Source organism: Streptomyces sp. 35G-GA-8, assembly GCF_023534745.1.
Lineage (GTDB): Bacteria > Actinomycetota > Actinomycetes > Streptomycetales > Streptomycetaceae > Streptomyces.
Genome location: NZ_JAMHJQ010000006.1, coordinates 218,949 through 237,914 on the forward strand (window position 1 = coordinate 218,949; position 18,966 = coordinate 237,914).

The window sequence follows — 18,966 nt, forward strand, 5'->3', positions numbered from 1 at the left end:
CCGCACACGCGACCCTGATGGTCGGTTCCTGTCCGTGAATACGATGTGATGTTGGCGGCGGCCGGGCTCGGGCCCCGGGTGTGCCGGATATGGGCCGGCGACCCCCTTCCGGAGGACCTGTCCGGGGCCGAGGCGCCGGTGGTGCCGGCGGTGCTCGCGCCGTACCGGGACCGGGTGCTGGGGCGGTTCGCCGCGCCGGCGGCCGGTCGGACCGGCCACGCGTCGACCCGTACGTTCCACACGCCGATGGCCGAGACCTGCGAGGAGCGCTTCGCGGCCGACGGACCGAGCTACGCGGACGCCGTCGCGCGGATGGGGCTCGGCGAGGGGCGGACGGTTCTCGACCTGGGGTGCGGCACCGCGCGGGACTGGTCAACCACCTTCCTGAACCCGCCCCGGCGCTGGCCGCATGGGCCCGGGTGACCGCTCCGGGCGGGACCAATCCGCGGGCCGCGCCGGCGACGGCCGGCCGGCGGCCGGCCTGTTACGACGACGCGCCGCACCACTTCCTGGCCCCCGCCGTGCGTGTGGGCCGAGCGACGCCGACGGCCGCTGCGCCGTGCCCGTTCGTCAGGGACGGCCGGTGAGGTAGCCGCCCATCGAGGTGAAGTACTCGGCCGCGGGCAGTTCCTGGCCGTCCTCCGTCCGTACGCGAGTGATGGCCAGGCCATGGTTGCGGCCGGTCCGCGCGTCCGCTCCGGCGACGATCACCACGCCGTCGCCTTCGCGGTAGAAGACGCGGCCGGGTGTGCCTCCGTAGCGACCCTCCGAGACGACCGCGGTCAGGACCTCCAGACGCCTGCCCTTGTGGAAGGTGAAGGCGCTCGGATACGGCGCGGACTGAGCGCGGATCAGACGCTCCAGGGCATCGGCGGGCCAGTCCCAGTTGATCCGGATGTCCTCCTCCGACCGCTTGTGGAAGAAGCTGGCCTGAGAGCGATCCTGCTTGGTGAACTCGGTCCGACCGGAGGCGATCAGATCCAGGGCGCCGACCGTGACGGGGGCGATGAGGTCGACGGTCTTGTGGAACAGGTCGGTGGCGGTGTCCGTGGGCCCCACCGTCACCGCGCGCTGGTCCACGATGTCGCCCGCGTCGAGCACCTCGTCCATCATGTGCGCCGTGACGCCGACCTCTCGCTCCCCGTTGATGAGGGCCCAGATCAGCGGTGAGAAGCCGGCGAACTTCGGCAGGAGCGAGTCATGGATGTTCAGCGTGCCGAAACGGGGAAGGCCGTAGATCCGCGGCGGGATCCATGTGCGCCAGTTGTTGGCCACGATGATGTCCGGGTCGGCCTCCTTGAGCCGCTGGAGCAGCTCCTCGTCGTCCGGCCTGTTGCGGATGATGACGGGGACGCCGTGCTCCTCGGCCAGGTCGGCGACCGAGTCGCTCCAGATCTTCTCGTAGGCGTGCTCGCTCTTGGGGTGGGTCACGACCATCACCACGTCGTGCTCGGAGTCCAGGAGTGCTCGCAGGGTGCGGTGCCCCCAGGTCTGGTAACCGAACATGACGACCCGCATGGGGTTCCTCCTCAGAAGAGCGAATGATCGCAGCAAGTAAAGCAAGCCTTACCTAAGGATGCAACGGGCCCCGGATTGAGGCCCGTTAGGTGCCGGGGCCCGCCGCCTGCCCGATTCGTCCAGTCGACAGCTCGGCCCAGGTCAGGTTAGCTTTACCTAAGTTCGACTGGCCGGAGTGCACGGCGGGCTCGGCGTCTCGTTTCTTTTCATCCACGTCCGACAGGCGGCTGTCCCGCACGATGGGAGTGACATGTCACAGGTTCTTCCTGGCGACACACCTTTGATCCATGACCTCATAGGGATCGGCTTCGGCCCGTCCAATGTGGCCATGGCGATCGCGCTGAGCGAGCACAACGCGAGTGTCGGAAGGCAGGAAGCGGTCACCGCCCACTTCTTCGAGTCACAGCCCAGCTTCGGCTGGCACCGCGGCATGCTGATCGACGACGCGACGATGCAAGTGTCTTTCCTCAAGGACCTGGTGACGCTGCGCAACCCGTCCAGCGAGTACACATTCCTGCGGTACCTGCAGAGCAAGGGCCGGCTGATCGACTTCGTCAACCACAAGAACCTCTTCCCGCTCCGCGTCGAGTTCCACGACTACTTCGAGTGGGCCGCGGCGAAGGTGGACGACATGGTCTCCTACGGCCACGAGGTCATCGCCGTCGCCCCCGTCGTGCGCGACGGAGTGGTGGAGTATCTCGACGTCACGGCCCGTTCGGGGACGGAGACAGTGGTCCACCGCGCCCGCAACCTCGTCATCGGCACAGGTCTGCGCCCCCTTCTGCCGGAGGGCGTCGAGCGGACCGACCGCGTCTGGCACAACTCCGACCTCCTGGCGAAGGTGGACGGTCTGGAGGGCGCCGAGCCCACCCGTTTCATCGTGGTCGGCGCCGGTCAGAGCGCCGCCGAGAACGTGGCGTATCTGCACCGCCGCTTCCCGGGCGCCGAGGTCTGTGCCGTTTTCTCCCGGTACGGCTACAGCCCCGCCGACGACAGCAGCTTCGCCAACCGCATCTTCGACCCCGAGGCGGTCGACGAGTACTTCACGGCCCCCGACGACATCAAGCGCAAGCTGATGGACTACCACGGCAACACCAACTACTCCGTCGTGGACATCGATCTGATCGACGACCTGTACCGGCAGTCGTACCAGGAGAAAGTCCTGGGCAACGAGCGGCTGCGCTTCCTCAATATCTCCCGGCTGACCGCCGTCGAGGAGATCGGGAACCAGGTCCGCGCGACCGTCACCTCCCTGGTGACCGGTGAGGAGGAGGTGCTGGACGCCGACGTCGTGGTGCTCGCCACCGGCTACAGCCAGGCGGACCCCCTCGGTCTTCTCGGCGAGGTCGCGGACAGCTGCCGCCGCGACGACCAGGGCCGGGTCCGGGTCGAGCGGGACTACCGCGTCACGACGGACCCCGAACTGCGCTGCGGCATCTACCTCCAGGGCGGCACCGAGCACACACACGGCATCACGTCGTCCCTGCTGTCCAACACCGCGATCAGGGTCGGCGAGATCCTGGACTCGATTCTCGACCGCGGTCCTGAGCGCGCCCGGGGCGAGTCCCGGCCGGTTGCCGACGGCATCGGCTCCGTCCGCTGAGGACCCCCGTGCCCGAGAGCGCGCCCGAGGGCAAAGCCTCCCCATCGCCACGCTCGCCCGGAGCGCCGTCGTGCGCGACAGGCGTGGCACGCACCGTGCAATCCCCGTGAAAGGAACAACCGTGTCCACTGGTACGCCCCCCATTCTGACGCGTTTCGTCAGATGCATCCCCCGTGTGGCCGTCGCCACCGCCGCCGCACTCGCTCTGTCCGCCTGTGGGGGCGGTACCGACAAGGCCGAGTCCACGCCCTCGGGTGAGGCGAGCACCACGTCGGCCGCCTTCCCGGTGACGGTGGAGCACAAGTACGGCAGTACGACGATCGAGGCCGAGCCGAAGAAGGTTGTCACCCTGGGCCTGTCGGACCAGGACGCGGTGCTGGCGCTCGGCGTCAAGCCGGTCGGGGCGGTGGACTGGTTCAAGGAGCAGCCGTACGGCAAGTGGCCCTGGACGAAGGACAAGTGGGGATCCACGAAGCCGGAGATCGTCGGTGAGCGCGACGAGTACAACATCGAGAAGATCGTGGCGCTGAAGCCGGACCTGGTCATCGCGCAGTACTCGGGGATGAAGAAGGAGCAGTACGACACGCTCTCGAAGTTCACCAAGGTCGTCGCCCAGCCCAAGGGCCTGCCCGACTACGGGGCGTCCTGGCAGGTGATGACCCGGCAGATCGGCAAGTCCCTCGGCAAGGAGGCGGAGACGGAGAAGCTGATCTCCGGCATCGACGCGCGCTTCGAGGCCGTGCGTGACAAGCACCCGGAGTTCGCCGAGAAGACCCTCGCCGTCGCCGACAGCTTCGAGGCGGGCAAGTACTCGGGCTTCACCAAGACCGACCCGAAGGCGATCTTCTTCTCCGAGCTCGGTTTCAAGCTGAAGCCCGAGATCGACACGCTCGCGAAGCCGGGCTGGAACGTCGCCGAACTGAGCGCGGAGAAGCTGAACGTGCTCGACGTCGACCGCCTGGTCTGGGTCACCTCCAGCACCGAGGCCAACGACCGCATCAAGGCGGAGCCGCTCTACAAGAAGCTGAAGGTCCACCAGGAGAAGCGTGACCTGTTCGTGCCGTACCAGGACCCGGACATCGGCGCGGCCTTCTCCTTCAACACCGTTCTTTCGATTCCGTACGCCATCGACGAGGTCGAGCCGCTGATCGCGGCCATCAAGTAAGCGCCGGTCCAACGGCGTCCCGTCCGTCCGCGGGCAGTGTCGCGGGCGGACGGGCGGGTTCCGCGGCACACACCTCACCGACGTACCACCAGGGAAAGGCCCTTTCGAACGATGTTTGACGTCGAGTCTGACCGGACGTCCGCTTCCGGCATACCCGTCACGGGTGGGCAATCCGGTATCTGGCTTGCCCAGCAGATCGACCCGGACAGCACCGCCTACAACATCGTGTTCGCTCTGGACCTGCGCGGCGACCTCGACCTCGACCGCCTGGCCGCCGCCGTGCGGGGGGCCGTCGGGGAAGCCGAGAGCCTGCATGTGCGAGTCGGCCCCGGAGACGGCGGACCACGGCAGACGCCCGCACCCGTCGCCTTCGACGTCCCCGTCGTCGACCTGCGAAACGCCTCCGATCCCGAACGGGCCGCCGCCGACTGGATGGACGCCGAGCGCGATCGCCCGGCAGATCCGGCCCGGGGCCCCCTCTTCGCCCAGGCCCTGCTGCGTCTGGCGGACGACCACGTCGCGTGGTACCAGCGCTATCACCACCTCGTCACCGACGGCATGGGCGTCGCGCTCATCACGCGCCGGGCCGGGGAGATCTACACCGCGGGCGACCGCCCTCCCGCCCCCCACGACTGGCGGATCTCCCGCCTGGTCGAGGCCGATCTGGCCTACCGCGCCTCGGATCGCCACCAGGAGGACCGCGTCTACTGGCTGGCCCGGATGGCCGACCGTCCCGAGCCCGTACGCCTGGTGGAACGCGCCCCGGCGCTCATGACGCGGCGGCTGCGACGCACGTCGGAGCTGTCCCCGGTGGACGCCCAGCCCCTGTACGCCGCAGCGGAGCGGGCCGGCACCAGGGTCTCCCGCCTGCTGCTCTCGGCCGTGGCCGGCTACCTGCACCGGGTCAGCGGTGAGCAGGACCTCGTCCTCGGCCTGCCGATCGCCGCCCGCCAGGACACCGAGTCGGCCGGCATCCCCGGCATGGTGTCCAATATCGTCCCGCTGCGGCTGTCCGTCCGCCCGGGTACGACCGGCGCCGAACTGCTGGCCGAGGTTCGTGACGCGGTCACCGAGGCGGTCGACCACGGGCGCTATCGAGCCGAGGACCTGGCCAGAGAACTCGGCCTGGCCGACGGCGTATCCGAACTCGTCGGCCCGACCGTCAACATCCTGCCCCGCTCCGACGACCCGCTGTTCTCGGACCACGAGAGCACACTCGAACCGGTCTGGCTCGGCCCGGTCAGCGACCTGGCGCTCAGTTTCGTCGAGACCCACGGAGGGCTCGGCATCCGCGTCCATATCGACGCCGACGCGGATATGTGCGACGAGGAGACCCTGCGCGCCCACGAGCGCCGCTTCCTGGCCCTGCTGGCCGACCTGGCCGACGATCTGAACCGCCCCGTCGGCCGCATCGAGCTGACCTCCGGAGCGGAGCGGGGCCAACTCCTCGACGAGTTCGGCGTGTCACCGCGCGAGACCGCCGAACTCTCCTGGCCCGCCGCGTTCGAGCGGCAGGTCCGCCGTACCCCGGACTCCGTCGCCCTCGTCTGCGAGGAGCGGGAGCTCACCTACGCCGAACTGAACGCGGCGGCCAACCGGCTGGCCCGCCTCCTCGCCGCCCGCGGCGTGGGCGCCGAGGACGTCGTCGCCGTGGCCGTGCCGCGTTCCCCCGAACTCGTGGTGTCCCTGCTCGCGGTCATGAAGGCAGGGGCCGCCTATCTGCCGCTGGACGTCGACCACCCGCGGGACCGGCTCCTCTACATGCTCGATGACGCCGGGGCGCGCACCGTCATCACCACCCGGGAGTTGTCCGACGTCCTCCCGAAGGCCACCGGCGTCGGTCAGCTGCTCCTCGACGACCCCTCCGTGGCCTGCGAGTACGCCGCCCTCGACGCCTCGGACCCGGGTGTGCCCGTCACCTTGGGCCAGGCCGCCTATGTCATCTACACCTCGGGCTCCACCGGCCGGCCCAAGGGCGTCGTCGTCTCCCACGACGGCGTCGGGGGCCTCATCGCCACCGCCACCGACCGTATCGGCATCACGTCCGACAGCCGCGTCGTCCAGTTCGCCTCCGCCGGCTTCGACGTGACGGTCTGGGATCTGATCATGTCGCTGTGCGTCGGCGGCCGTGTCATCGTCGTCCCCACCGAGCGGCGCGTCGCCGGGCCCGCCCTCACGGAGTACATCGCGCGCCATCGCGCCACCCATATGATCCTGCCGCCGTCCCTCGTCTCGGCCCTGCCGCAGGACTGCGACCTGCCCGACGGCGCCGTGCTGATCGTCGGCACCGAGGCCGTGCCCGGTGAGCTGATCGCCCGCTGGTCCGGCCGGCTCCAGGTGGTCGTCGCGTACGGCCTCACCGAGGCCACCGTCAACTCCACCCTGTGGATCGCCGCCCCGGACAGGCCGGGACCCGCTCCCATCGGCGAGCCCGACCCCAACACCCGTGCCTATGTGCTCGACTCCGCGCTGCGCTGTGTGCCGGTCGGTGCCGTGGGCGAGCTGTATGTCGCCGGACGCGGCCTCGCCCGCGGCTACCTGGGCAGGTCCGGGCTCACCTCCGAACGCTTTGTCGCCGACCCGTACGCGGCCGAACCGGGCGCGCGGATGTACCGGACGGGCGACCGCGTCCGCTGGGCCGCCGACGGCAACCTGGAGTTCCTGGGACGCGCGGACGGCCAGCTCAAGATACGCGGCCACCGCATCGAACCCGGCGAGATCGAGAGCGCCTTCATGGCCTGCCCGGGCATCGCCCAGGCCGCCGTCCTGGTCCGTGAGGACCACCGCGGCGCCAAGCGGCTCGTCGCCTATCTGGTGGCCGAGGCCGGTACGGACCCGGACGCCTCCGTGGCGCGGGCGCGCGCCCGGATCGCCGAAGCGCTGCCCGACCACATGGTCCCTTCCGCCGTCGTACGCCTGGACGGACCCCTGCCGCTGACGCCCAACGGCAAGCTCGACGGCCGGGCCCTGCCCGAGCCCCGGTGGACCGCGACGGCCGGCGGCGACGCGCCCACCACCCCCGACGAGACCGCGCTCGCCGGGCTGTTCGCGGACGTGCTCGGCCTGCCGTCGGCCGGCGTCGGCGTCGACAGCGACTTCTTCGAGCTGGGCGGTGACAGCATCGTCGCGATCCAGCTGGTCAACCGCGTCCGCGACGCCGGGCTCGTGATCACCCCCCGCGACGTGTTCCGGCAGCGGACCGTGGCCGCGCTCGCCAGGACGGCGGGCCGGGCCGGCGCGGGCGAGGCGCCGGCGGCGGACCGGACGGCCGCACGGGCGGCGCGCCTCGACCAGGACGCCCTGCCCGTCTCCCCGCTCCAGGAAGGATTCTTCTTCCACGCGGAGTTCGACCCGGAGGCCGGTGACCTCTACGTCGTCCAGGAACTCCTCGACCTCGAAGGCACCGTCGACCCGGACCGGCTGCGTCAGTCGCTCCAACTGCTGCTCGACCGGCACCCGCTGCTGCGCGCCTCGTTCCGCCAGCTCCCGGGCGGCGAGGTCGTCCAGCGGATTTCCGACCACGCGCCCCTTCCCTGGCGCGAGGCCGACACCTCGGGCACCCCGCTGGAGGAACTGCTGCGGCAGGACCGCGCCGAGCGGTTCGATCTCGCCCGGCCGCCGTTGCTGCGCGCCACCCTGATCCGGGACGGGCAGCGTCGGCGACTCCTGCTCACCCTGCACCACATCATCGCCGACGGCTGGTCGGTCTCCGTGCTGCTGCGCGAACTCACCGCCGCGCACGCAGGGGCGGACCTGCCCGAGCCGCCCGCCCCGGAGCCGTATCTCTCCTGGCTGGCCTGCCGGGACAGCGACGCCGCTCGCGACGCGTGGCAGCGGGCCCTGGCCGGTCTGGACGGCCCCACCCGGCTGCCCGCCTCCGCCTTCGCGACCGGCGTCGACCAGAACGCACCGGCCGCCATGCCCGAGCACGTGGACGTCAGGCTGCCCGAGTCGCTCACCACCGACCTGACCGCCTTCGCCCGCGGTCACGGTCTCACCCTCAGCACCGTCGTGCACGGTGCCTGGGCCCTGCTTCTCGGTGGTCTGACCGGCAGTCAGGACGTGGTGTTCGGCACCACCGTCTCCGGACGCACCACCGAGGTGGAGGGCCTGGACAGGGCCGTGGGCCTGTTCATCAACACGGTGCCCGCCCGGGTCACCCTGCACGCGGGCGAGTCGCTCGCCGACCTGCTGCGGCGCGTCCAGGACGAGCATGCCGCCCTGCTGGACCACCAGCACCTCGGGCTCGCCGAGATCCAGCGGATCGCGGGCGGCGGTGAACTCTTCGACACGCTCGTCGTGTTCGAGAACTTCCCGTCCGGTGACCAGTCCACCGGAGAGGACCACGAGGCGTTGCGCGTCAGCGGCGCCGAGGTGTTCGACGCCGTGCACTACCCGCTCGCGCTGATCGTCGAGCCCGGCGGCGCCCAGCTGTCGCTGCGCTTCACCTACGACGCGGTCCGGCTCGACCCGTTGTCCGTGGCGGTGATCGCCTGCCGGTTCGAGACGCTGCTGCGGACTCTTCCCGCCGACCCCGGCCGCCCGGTCGCCCGGACCGGGATGCTGTCCGACCGGGAGCGGGAGCGGCTGACCGCGCTGAACGCCACCGCGCACGCGCTGCCCGACGCCGACGCCACGCTCGCCTCGCTCTTCGCCGCGCGGGCGGCACGGACCCCGCACGCCCCCGCGGTCGTCTTCGAGGACACCACCCTGACCTACGCCGAACTGGACCGGCGCGCGGAGGCGCTGGCCCGGCGGCTACGGGCACGCGGCGCCGGCCCGGAGCGGTTCGTCGCGGTCGCGGTGCCCCGTTCCGCGGAGCTGATGGTCGCCCTGCTCGGCGTGCACAAGGCGGGCGCCGCCTACCTGCCCGTGGACCTCGACTACCCCGCCGACCGGGTGGCGTTCATGCTCGCCGACTCGGGGGCCCGTACCGTCGTGACCACCGGCGACTCGGCCCGGCGACTGCCCGGCGTACCGGGTCTCGAACACATCGTCGTGGACCACGACGAGGAGGTCCCCGAGACGCCCGGCGCGCACGCGGGACCCGATCACCCCGCGTACCTGATCTACACCTCCGGCTCCACCGGGCGCCCCAAGGGCGTCGCCGTCACCCACCGCGCGATCGTCAACCGCCTCGCCTGGATGCAGGGGGAGTACGGCCTCACCGCCGACGACCGGGTGCTGCAGAAGACCCCGTCCAGCTTCGACGTGTCCGTCTGGGAGTTCTTCTGGGCCCTGGTCGAGGGCGCGACCGTCGTCCTCGCCCGGCCCGACGGCCATCGCGATCCGGCCTATCTGGCCGAGCTGATCCACACCCGGCGGATCACGACGACGCACTTCGTGCCGTCCATGCTGGCCGCGTTCGTCCGGGCGATGGACGCCGCCGCCGACGCCCCGGACTGGACGGCGAGCCTGCGCCGGGTGTTCTGCAGCGGCGAGGCCCTGACCGGCCCGGACGCCCGCCGCTGGGGGGAGCTGACATCCCGGCACGGCCGGGGCCCCGTACCGCTGCACAACCTGTACGGCCCCACCGAGGCGGCCGTCGACGTGACGTACTTCCCGTACGAGGGCGGCGCCGAACTCGCCGTTCCCATCGGCCGCCCCGTGTGGAACACCCGGTTGTACGTGCTCGACGCCTTCCTGCGCCCCGTCCCGGACGGTGTGCCCGGCGAACTGTATCTGGCCGGGGTCCAGTTGGCCCGTGGCTACCACGACAGGTACGGCCTGACCGCCGAGCGGTTCGTCGCCGACCCGTTCGGCGGACCCGGCACGCGCATGTACCGGACCGGGGACCTGGTCCTGCGCCGCGCCGACGGCGCCGTCGAGTACCTGGGCCGCACGGACCGGCAGGTCAAGATCCGCGGCAATCGCGTCGAGCCGGGCGAGATCGAGGCCGCGCTCGTCGCCCTGCCGGGTGTCGCGCGCTCCGCCGTGATCGTCCGCGACGGGACGCTCCTGGGCTACGCCGTTCCCGCTCCCGGCGCGAACCCGGACGCCGAAGCCCTCCACCGGGCGCTCGCCGGGGCATTGCCCGCGGCGATGGTGCCGACGGCTGTCATGGCCGTCGACGAGCTGCCGCTGACACCCAGCGGCAAGCTCGACCAGAACGCCCTGCCCTCGCCGTCCCTCACCCCCGGCGCCGGTGGCCGGGCACCCCGCGACGAGCGGGAACGCGCCCTGTGCGAGATCTTCACCGAGGTACTCGGCCTGGCCGGGATCGGCGCCGACGACGACTTCTTCATGCTCGGCGGTGACTCCCTCACCTCGATCGCCGTCGCCACCCGCGCCCGTGAAAGGGGACTGACCATCAGCCCGCGCGATGTGTTCGAGCGCCGCACCCCCGCCGCGCTCGCCGCCGCTGCCGCGAGCGCGCCCGCCGATCCTGCCGATCCCGCCGAGACCGGCCCGAGCGGCCCCGAGGCGCCCACTGACGGTGTGACCGTGTCCGCCGCCGAAGCCGGGCAGGCCGCCGCGGCACTCCAGGCCGTGCTCGCCCAGCAGCAGCGGTCCGGGGCCGCGGTCGACCCGGCCCTGAAGGCGCTGCTCGACCAGCTGACCGCAGCCGGGCCGGCGGATCCGCCGACCCCCGCCCCGCTGGGCGGACTGGAGCTGTCCCCGGAGGAGAACGCCCGCGTCGAGGCCGTCGCCGGGCTGCCGCTCGCCGACATCTGGCCGCTCTCCCCGCTCCAGGAGGGCATGTACTTCCACGCCACCTACGACGCGGGGGACGCGCTCGACGTCTATCTGTCGCAGGAGACCCTGGACTTCGACCACCGGCTGGACGCGGCCCGGCTGCGCGCCGCCTGCCGGACGCTCCTGGAGCGCAACGCCGGCCTGCGCGCCGGATTCACCAGCGACGGCCTGCCCAGGCCCGTGCAGTTCGTCGTGGACGGTGCCGAGGTCCCCCTGGTGGAGACCGATCTGTCCGGGCAGGCCACGGAGGACCAACGCGCCCGCGTGGACGAGCTGTTGGCCGCCGACCGCCGCGAGCGCTTCGACCTGTCGGCGCCGCCCCTGTGCCGCCTCCGGCTGATCCGGCTCGGGGACGGCCGCGACCGGCTCGTCGTCACCCACCACCTCATCCTGTGGGACGGCTGGTCCGCGTGGCTGTTCCTGGAGGAGTTGTTCACGCTGTACGAGCGGGACGGCGACCCCGCGGGTCTGCCCGCCCCGGGCTCGTACCGCGACTACCTGGCGTGGCTGGACGAGCAGGACACGGCCCAGGCCCTCGGCGCGTGGCGCGGCGCGCTCGCCGGTCTCGACGAGCCGACCCTCGTCGCGCCGGCGGGCCGCGACGCGGGCCCGGTCATCCCGGCCGACTTCGACGCGGTGCTGACGCGGGAGACCAGCGACCGGCTGCGCGCCCTGGCCAGGCGGCACGGTCTCACCCTGAACACGGTGCTCAACGCCGCCTGGGGCCTGGTTCTCTCCGCGATGACCGGCCGCGACGACGTCGTCTTCGGCACGGCGGTCGCCGGACGGCCCGCGGAGGTGCCGAACGTCGCCGGCATCATCGGTATGTTCCTCAACACCGTCCCGGCACGCGTCGGGTTCACCCCGGACGAGCCGCTGCTCGACCTGCTCCGGGGCATGCAGGCCGAGCGGGCCGCGGTCATGCCGTACGAGTACGTCGGACTCGGCACGCTCCAGCGGGAGACCGGCCACCGCCGGCTGTTCGACACGCTCTTCGTGCTCCGCTCCGCCGACGGCGAGGACCGGGCGGCGGCGCTCCGGCAGCGCTACGGCATCACCGATGTGTCGAACGTGGACGGTACCCACTTCCCGCTCACTCTGATCGTCACGCCCGAGACCCGGTTGCGGGTGACCCTGGCGGCCCGGCCCGACCTGTTCGGCGCGGGGGCCGCCACCACGATCCTCGGCCGGTTCACCACCGTCCTCGAAAGGCTCGGGGAGGCCCTCGCCGCCCCGGACGCCGCCTCCGCCCGTACCGTCGGTGTGGATCTGCTGCTGCCGCCGGAGCGCGCCGCGCTGGCTGCCGCGTGGGCCGCCAGTCGGGAGCCCGTGCCGAACGAGACCATCGCGGACATGCTGACGGCGCAGGTCGCCCGCACCCCGGACGCGGTCGCCCTGGTCTTCGGCGAGCGGTCCCTCACGTACGCCGGACTGGACGCGCGCGTCAACCGGATCGCCCGCCTGCTCCTCGCCCGGGGCGCGGGACCGGAGAAGGTCGTGGCACTGGCGCTGCCCCGGTCCATCGACATGGTGGCCGCGCTGTTCGCCGTCCTGCGGACGGGCGCCGCGTATCTGCCGCTCGACCTGGACCATCCGGCCGACCGGCTGCGGCTGATGGCCGAGGACACCGGACCCCTGTGCCTCGTGTCCACCGAGGCCGTCGCCCCGGCCCTCCGCGGGGACGCCGGTGCGGTGGCGCCCGAACTCCTCCTGGACGACGAGGCCGTGGTCGCCGAGCTGGCCGCCCTGCCCGGTGGGGAGATCGCGGACTCCGAGCGGTCCGCGTTCGCCCACGACGTCCCGGACCGGCTGGAGTACCCGGCGTACGTCATCTACACCTCCGGCTCGACCGGCCGCCCCAAGGGCGTCGTCACGCCCTACCGGGGGCTGACCAATATGCAGCTCAACCACCAGAAGGAGATCTTCGACCCGGCCATCGCCTCGGCCGGCGGGCGCCGGCTGCGCATCGCCCACACCGTGTCCTTCGCCTTCGACATGTCCTGGGAAGAACTCCTCTGGCTCGTCGAGGGCCATGAGGTCCACGTCTGCGACGAGGAACTGCGCCGCGACGCCGAGGCGCTGGTCGCCTACTGCGACCGGCACCAGGTCGATGTGGTCAATGTGACCCCCACCTACGCCCAGCTCCTCATCGAGGAAGGGCTGCTCGACCGGGACGAAACAGCCGGGAAACACCGTCCGGCGCTGGTCCTCCTCGGCGGCGAGGCCGTCTCCGACACCGTGTGGTCCAAGCTGCGCCGCACCGAGGGCACCTACGGCTACAACCTGTACGGGCCGACCGAGTACACCATCAACACCCTCGGCGGCTCGACGACGGACAGCGCGACCCCCACGGTCGGCCTTCCCATCCGCAACACCCGCGCCTACGTTCTCGACGCGATGCTGCGCCCCGTTCCGCCGGGCGGCCCCGGCGAGCTGTACATCGCGGGCACCGGTCTGGCGCGTGGCTACCACGACCGTCCCGCGCTGAGCGCCGAACGGTTCGTCGCGGACCCGTTCGGGGAGCCGGGCGAGCGGATGTACCGCACGGGTGACCTCGTACGGCAGCGGCCCGACGGCCTCCTCGACTTCCTGGGCCGTACCGACGACCAGGTGAAGATCCGCGGTTACCGGGTCGAGCTGGGCGAGATCTCCTCGGCCCTGTCCGCGCACTCCGAGGTCGCCCACGCGGCGGTCGTCGTGAACGAGAGCACCGGAACGCCGCGCCTGGTCGGCTACTTCGCCCCTGAGGACGGCACGGCGGTGGGGGAGAAGCTGCTCCAGCGGCTGCGTGAGCACCTCAAGGAGGGGCTGCCCGACTACATGGTCCCCTCGGCGCTCGTCCCCGTGGACACACTGCCGCTCACCGTCAACGGCAAGCTGGACGTACGCGCCCTGCCCGCCCCGGACTTCACCGGAACGGGCACGAGCCGCGCCCCCCGCACGCCGCGGGAGGAGACGCTGTGCGCCCTCTTCGCGGAAGTGCTCGGCCTGCCGGCGGGCAGCGTCGGCATCGACAGCGACTTCTTCGAGCTGGGCGGCCACTCACTGCTCGCCACCCGTCTGGTCAGCCGTGCCCGCACCGCCCTTGACGCCGAACTCGCGATCCGCGACCTGTTCGAGGCACCCACCGTCGCCGAACTGGTCGACCGCGCGGCCCGCTCCGATGGCCCCGCCCGTCCGGCGCTGACCGCCGGTGAGCGGCCCGACCACCTGCCGCTCTCGCACGCCCAGCAGCGGTTGTGGGTCATCCAGCAGATCGAGTGCGCCTCCGCTGCGTACAACTTCCCGCTGGTCATGCGGTTGCGCGGGGCTTTCGACGCCGAGGCGTGGAGCGCGGCACTCGCCGATGTGACGGACCGTCATGAAGCCCTGCGTACGGTGTTCGTGGAGCCCGACGGAAAGGCGATCCAGAGCGTGCTGCCCGCCGGGGAGGCACGCCCGGTCGTGGAGCGGCTGCGCGCCACCGAGGACGAGGTGCCCGCCCTCGTCGACGAAGCCGTCAACCGGCCGTTCGACCTCGCCGCCGAACCGCCGTTGCGCACCACGATCGTGGAACTGACGCCCGAGGACCATGTCGTCGTCCTGCTGCTGCACCACATCACCACCGACGAGTGGTCGGACCGCCCGTTCCTCCGTGACCTGGCCACCGCCTACGCGGCCCGCGTGCGCGGTGCGGCGCCGCGATGGGCGCCGCTGCCGGTCCAGTACGCCGACTACGCGCTGTGGCAGCAACGCCTGCTCGGCGACCCGGCGGACGCCGGCAGCCTGGCGGCCCGGCAGCTGGAGTACTGGCGCACGGCCCTGGACGGCGCCCCCGAGGAACTGGAGCTGCCCACGGACCGGCCGCGCCCGGCACGGCCGACGTTCTCCGGCGCCGAACTGGACATCGCGTTCGACGCCGATGTCCACGAGGGGCTGAAGCGGCTCGCCCGCGAGAGCGGCGCCAGCATGTTCATGGTGGTGCACGCCGCCGTCGCCGCCCTGCTGTATCGCATGGGCGCCGGTACGGACATCCCCCTCGGCTCACCCATCGCGGGGCGCGGCGACGAAGCGCTGGACGATCTGGTCGGCTTCTTCGTCAACACGCTCGTACTGCGCACGGACCTGAGCGGTGATCCGAGCTTCACCGAACTGCTGGCCAGGGTCAGGGAGACCGACCTGGCCGCGTTCTCGCACGCGGACGTGCCGTTCGAGTCGGTGGTGGAGAAGCTCAACCCGACGCGCTCACTCTCCCGGAACCCGCTGTTCCAGGTGATGGTCGGCTATCACGCCAGGACCGGCGACGGACTGGAACTGCCCGGTCTGCGCGCGGACCATGTGCCGTTCCGTATCCGCTCGGCCAAGTTCGACCTGGTGTTCAGCTTCACCGAGCACACCTCGGCCGACGGGGGAGCGGGCTCCCTGGGCTGCCGTCTCGAATTCGCCACGGAGCTGTTCGACCACGAGACCGCCGAACGCCTCGGTGATCGCCTCCGGGCGCTCGTCGGCGCCCTCGTCGCCGCCCCCGAGCAGCCCGTATCGCGGGCGGAGATCCTCGCCGCCGACGAGCGGCGGACGGTCCTGGAAGACTTCAACGCCACGGCCCGCGAGGTCGACGAGGAGTCGTTCCCGGCGCTGTTCGCTCGGCGGCTCGCCGAGCGCCCCGACGCGGTCGCCGTCGTCGACCGCTCCCGCTCCGTGACATACGCGCGGCTCGACGCCCGTGCCAACCGCGTGGCCCGGCTGCTGGCCGCACGCGGTGCGGGCGCCGGGAGCGTGGTCGGTGTGGCCGTGCCCCGCTCGGTCGACATGGTCGCCACGGTGCTCGCCACGATGAAGCTGGGCGCCGCGTTCCTGCCGCTCGATCTGGTCCACCCGGCCGACCGTCTGACGTACATGATCGAGGACTCGCGCGCCGCCCTCGTGGTCGGCACCGAGCCGGTCGCGGGGAAGATCCCGGAGGTGGCGGGCGTACCGCTGGTGCTGCTCAACGAACCTTCGGTGGCCGCCGAGCTGGACGCTCTGCCGGAGACCGGGCTCGACGGGTGGCGGGTCGGCCTCGACCAGGCCGCGTACGTCATCTACACGTCCGGCTCGACCGGCCGCCCCAAGGGCGTGGTCGTCCCGCACGAGGGCATCGCCAGCCTCGTCGCCACCGCGGTCGACCGGATGGGCCTCGAACGCGACAGCCGCGTGCTCCAGTTCGCGTCGATCGGCTTCGACGTCTTCGCCTTCGAGCTGTCCATGGCGCTGTGCCAGGGAGGCGGGCTCGTCCTCATCACGGACGAGGCGCGGGTCGCCGGCCCGGCGCTCACCGACTTCCTCGCGGACCAGCGGATCACTCACATGATCCTTCCGCCGTCCCTCGTGTCGGCCCTGCCGCCGGGCTGCGAACTGCCCGAGGGGTCGACCGTCCTGGTCGGTACGGAGACGGTGCCGCCGGACCTGTTCGAGCGGTTCGGTGAGAAGGCCCATCTGATCTGCGCGTACGGGCTCACCGAGGCGACGGTCAACTCCACACTCTGGCCGGCGCGCGAGCACGGCGGACGCCCCCGTGGCCGGGTGCCCATCGGCCGGCCCGACCCCAACACCCGCTGCTACGTGCTGGACGACAGCCTCCGGCCGGTACCGCCGGGTGTCGCGGGCGAGCTGTATGTCTCCGGACGCGGCCTCGCGCGCGGCTACCTCGGCAGGGCCGGGCTGACCTCGGAGAGGTTCGTGGCCGACCCGTACGGCCCGCCCGGCGCCCGGATGTACCGCACCGGTGACCGTGCCCGCTGGCGCGCGGACGGCAACCTCGACTTCCTCGGCCGGGTCGACACCCAGGTCAAGGTCCGTGGCTTCCGTATCGAACTCGGTGAGATCGAGGCGGCCCTCGCCGGACATCCCTCGGTCGCCCAGGCCGCCGTGGTGCCCGACCGCGACGGCGACATCGTCCGGCTCGTCGGCTACGCCGTGCCGGAGGCCGGGGGGCTGGACCCGCGCGAACTGCGCGCCCAGCTGGCCGGTGTGCTCCCCGAGTACATGGTCCCGGCGCTCGTCGTGCCGCTGGACGGCCCGCTGCCGCTGACGCCCAACGGCAAGCTGGACCGCAAGGCGCTGCCCGCGCCCGACTGGGCCGCGATGACCGGCGGCGCGCTGCCGGCCACCAGGACACAGGCCCGGCTCGCCGAGCTGTTCCGCGAGATCCTCAAGCTGGAGAAGGTCGGAATCCACGACAACTTCTTCGCGCTCGGCGGCCACTCCATGGCGTCGATGCGGCTCTTGGCCCGTATCCGCGCCGAGTTCGGCGTCGAGCTGAGCATCCGGGACGTCTTCGACGCCCTGACCATCGCCGGTCTGGAAGGCAAGCTGAAGGGCGCGGCGACGGCCCGCCCGGCACTGCGCCCGGCGGGGGACCCCGGGCGGTCGCGGGCGGCGGCCCCGGTCCAGCGCTGGCAGTGGGACGCCCATCGCCGAAACCCGGGCTTCGATCACGCGCTCGTGCTGCGCTCGTCCGACGGTCTGTACGTGGACGCGCTGTCCGCCGCGCTCGCCGATGTGGCCGCCCGTCACGAACCCCTCCGTACGGCGTTCACGGAACGGGACGGCGCGCTGCACCACCGGGTCGCCGAGCCCCCGGCCCTGATCCGGGAGGAGTGCGAGGACCTGGAGGCCCGCCTCGCGGAACTGGCGGCCGGGGCGCCGGAGCCGGGCCGTGGGGCACCGCTCGGCGCCCATCTGCTCACGGCGCCCACCGGGCAGCAGGCGCTGCTGCTGACCATGCACTACCTGGCGGTGGACGAGTGGTCGGTCGTCCCGCTCTTCCGTGACCTGACGGCGGCGTACGCGGCGCGTCAGGAAGGCCGGGCGCCCGCATGGCGGCCGCTGCCGGTCTCGTACACGGATTACGCGCGGTGGGCCCGCGAGGTCCTGGGCGATCTGGACGATCCGGACAGCCGGGGCGGCCGGCAGCTCGCCTACTGGCGTGAGACGTTGAGGGACGTACCGGCCGAGCCGGCTCTCCCGACGGACGGCGCGCGCTCGTCCTCGCCCGGCGCGGGCCAGGTGGGCTTCGTGCTGGACGAGCGGACGCACGCGGCCGTGGACGAGCTGGCCCGGGCGACCGGCACCAGCATGTTCATGGTTCTGCACGCCGCCCTGGCGACGCTGCTCACCGCGCACGGCGCGGGTACGGACCTGCCCATCGGCACGATGGTCGCCGGCCGTACGGACGACCAACTGACGGACCTGGTGGGCTGCTTCTTCAACACGGTGGTGCTGCGCACCGATGTGGCGGGCGACCCGACCTTCACGGAGCTGCTGTCCCGGGTGCGGGAGACCACGCTCAGCGCCCTCGACCGGCAGGACGTCCCGTTCGAGGAGGTCGTACGGGCGACCGGACTGCCTCCGGAGGGCCCGGGGGTGATGGTGATCCACCATGAGCAGGCGGACCTGGCGGGGCTGGAGGGCGGGGTCGGCTCCCTCGACGCCGTACCCACCGGTTCGACCCGGGCCCGGCTGACCCTCAGCTTCTACGAGCCGCGCGGCGACGGCCCCGTCCACTGCGGCCTGATTTACGCCACCGACCTGCTCGGCACCGCCAAGGCACGGCGGCTCGCCGACGAACTCCAGAGGCTGCTGCGCACCGTGGTGGCCCACCCGGAACAGCCGCTCTCGGAGCTGTTCACCGCCCTGTCCACAAGGAGTGACAACGCATGACCACCAACCCGTTCGAGGACCCGCGGGGCCGCTTCCTGGTCCTGGTCAACGACGAGAACCAGCACTCGCTGTGGCCGTCCTTCGCGGAGGTTCCCGCCGGGTGGCGGACCGCCTTCGGCGAGGACACACGCGAGGCCTGCCTCGCGTACGTCGAGGAGCACTGGACGGACCTGCGCCCGGCGAGCCTCATCGCCCAGCAGGGCTGACCCGCGCACCGGGACGCCGCCGCCGGTGGAGAACCCTCTCCACGGGCGGCGGCGTCCCGGTGCGCGGTCCGTCTCCGCGGTTCTCCTCCGTCAACGCG

Annotated in this window: 6 protein-coding genes; 5 read left to right on the plus strand and 1 reads right to left on the minus strand. The window is 72.0% G+C overall.

Going from position 1 to position 18,966, the window contains the following annotated elements:
* Positions 1–51 precede the first annotated feature (51 nt).
* Entirely contained in the window at positions 52–423 is a 372-nt protein-coding gene (locus tag M1203_RS15240; RefSeq protein ID WP_249950219.1) for a hypothetical protein, read from the plus strand.
* 147 nt (positions 424–570) lie between these two features.
* Here the strand turns inward: M1203_RS15240 and M1203_RS15245 are convergent, their stop codons facing one another.
* Positions 571–1,518, minus strand: coding sequence for a methionyl-tRNA formyltransferase (locus tag M1203_RS15245; RefSeq protein ID WP_249950220.1), 948 nt, complete (start codon positions 1,516–1,518; stop codon positions 571–573).
* A gap of 250 nt (positions 1,519–1,768) precedes the next feature.
* Here M1203_RS15245 and M1203_RS15250 point away from each other — a divergent pair, with 250 nt between their 5' ends.
* The 4 genes from M1203_RS15250 to M1203_RS15265 all read left to right on the plus strand — a co-directional run bounded on the left by M1203_RS15250 (position 1,769) and on the right by M1203_RS15265 (position 18,868).
* A complete protein-coding gene (locus M1203_RS15250) occupies positions 1,769–3,121 on the plus strand; it encodes a lysine N(6)-hydroxylase/L-ornithine N(5)-oxygenase family protein (RefSeq protein ID WP_249950221.1) in 1,353 nt (450 codons plus the stop codon).
* Positions 3,122–3,242: 121 nt separating this feature from the next.
* Positions 3,243–4,286, plus strand: coding sequence for an iron-siderophore ABC transporter substrate-binding protein (locus M1203_RS15255; RefSeq protein WP_249950222.1), 1,044 nt, complete (start codon positions 3,243–3,245; stop codon positions 4,284–4,286).
* Between the two features lie 111 nt (positions 4,287–4,397).
* Positions 4,398–18,662, plus strand: a complete 14,265-nt coding sequence (locus M1203_RS15260; protein ID WP_249950223.1) for a non-ribosomal peptide synthetase — start codon at positions 4,398–4,400, stop codon at positions 18,660–18,662.
* A complete protein-coding gene (locus tag M1203_RS15265; RefSeq protein ID WP_249950224.1) occupies positions 18,659–18,868 on the plus strand; it encodes an MbtH family protein in 210 nt (69 codons plus the stop codon). Before M1203_RS15260 ends, M1203_RS15265 begins: the two co-directional genes overlap by 4 nt.
* Positions 18,869–18,966: the final 98 nt, after the last annotated feature.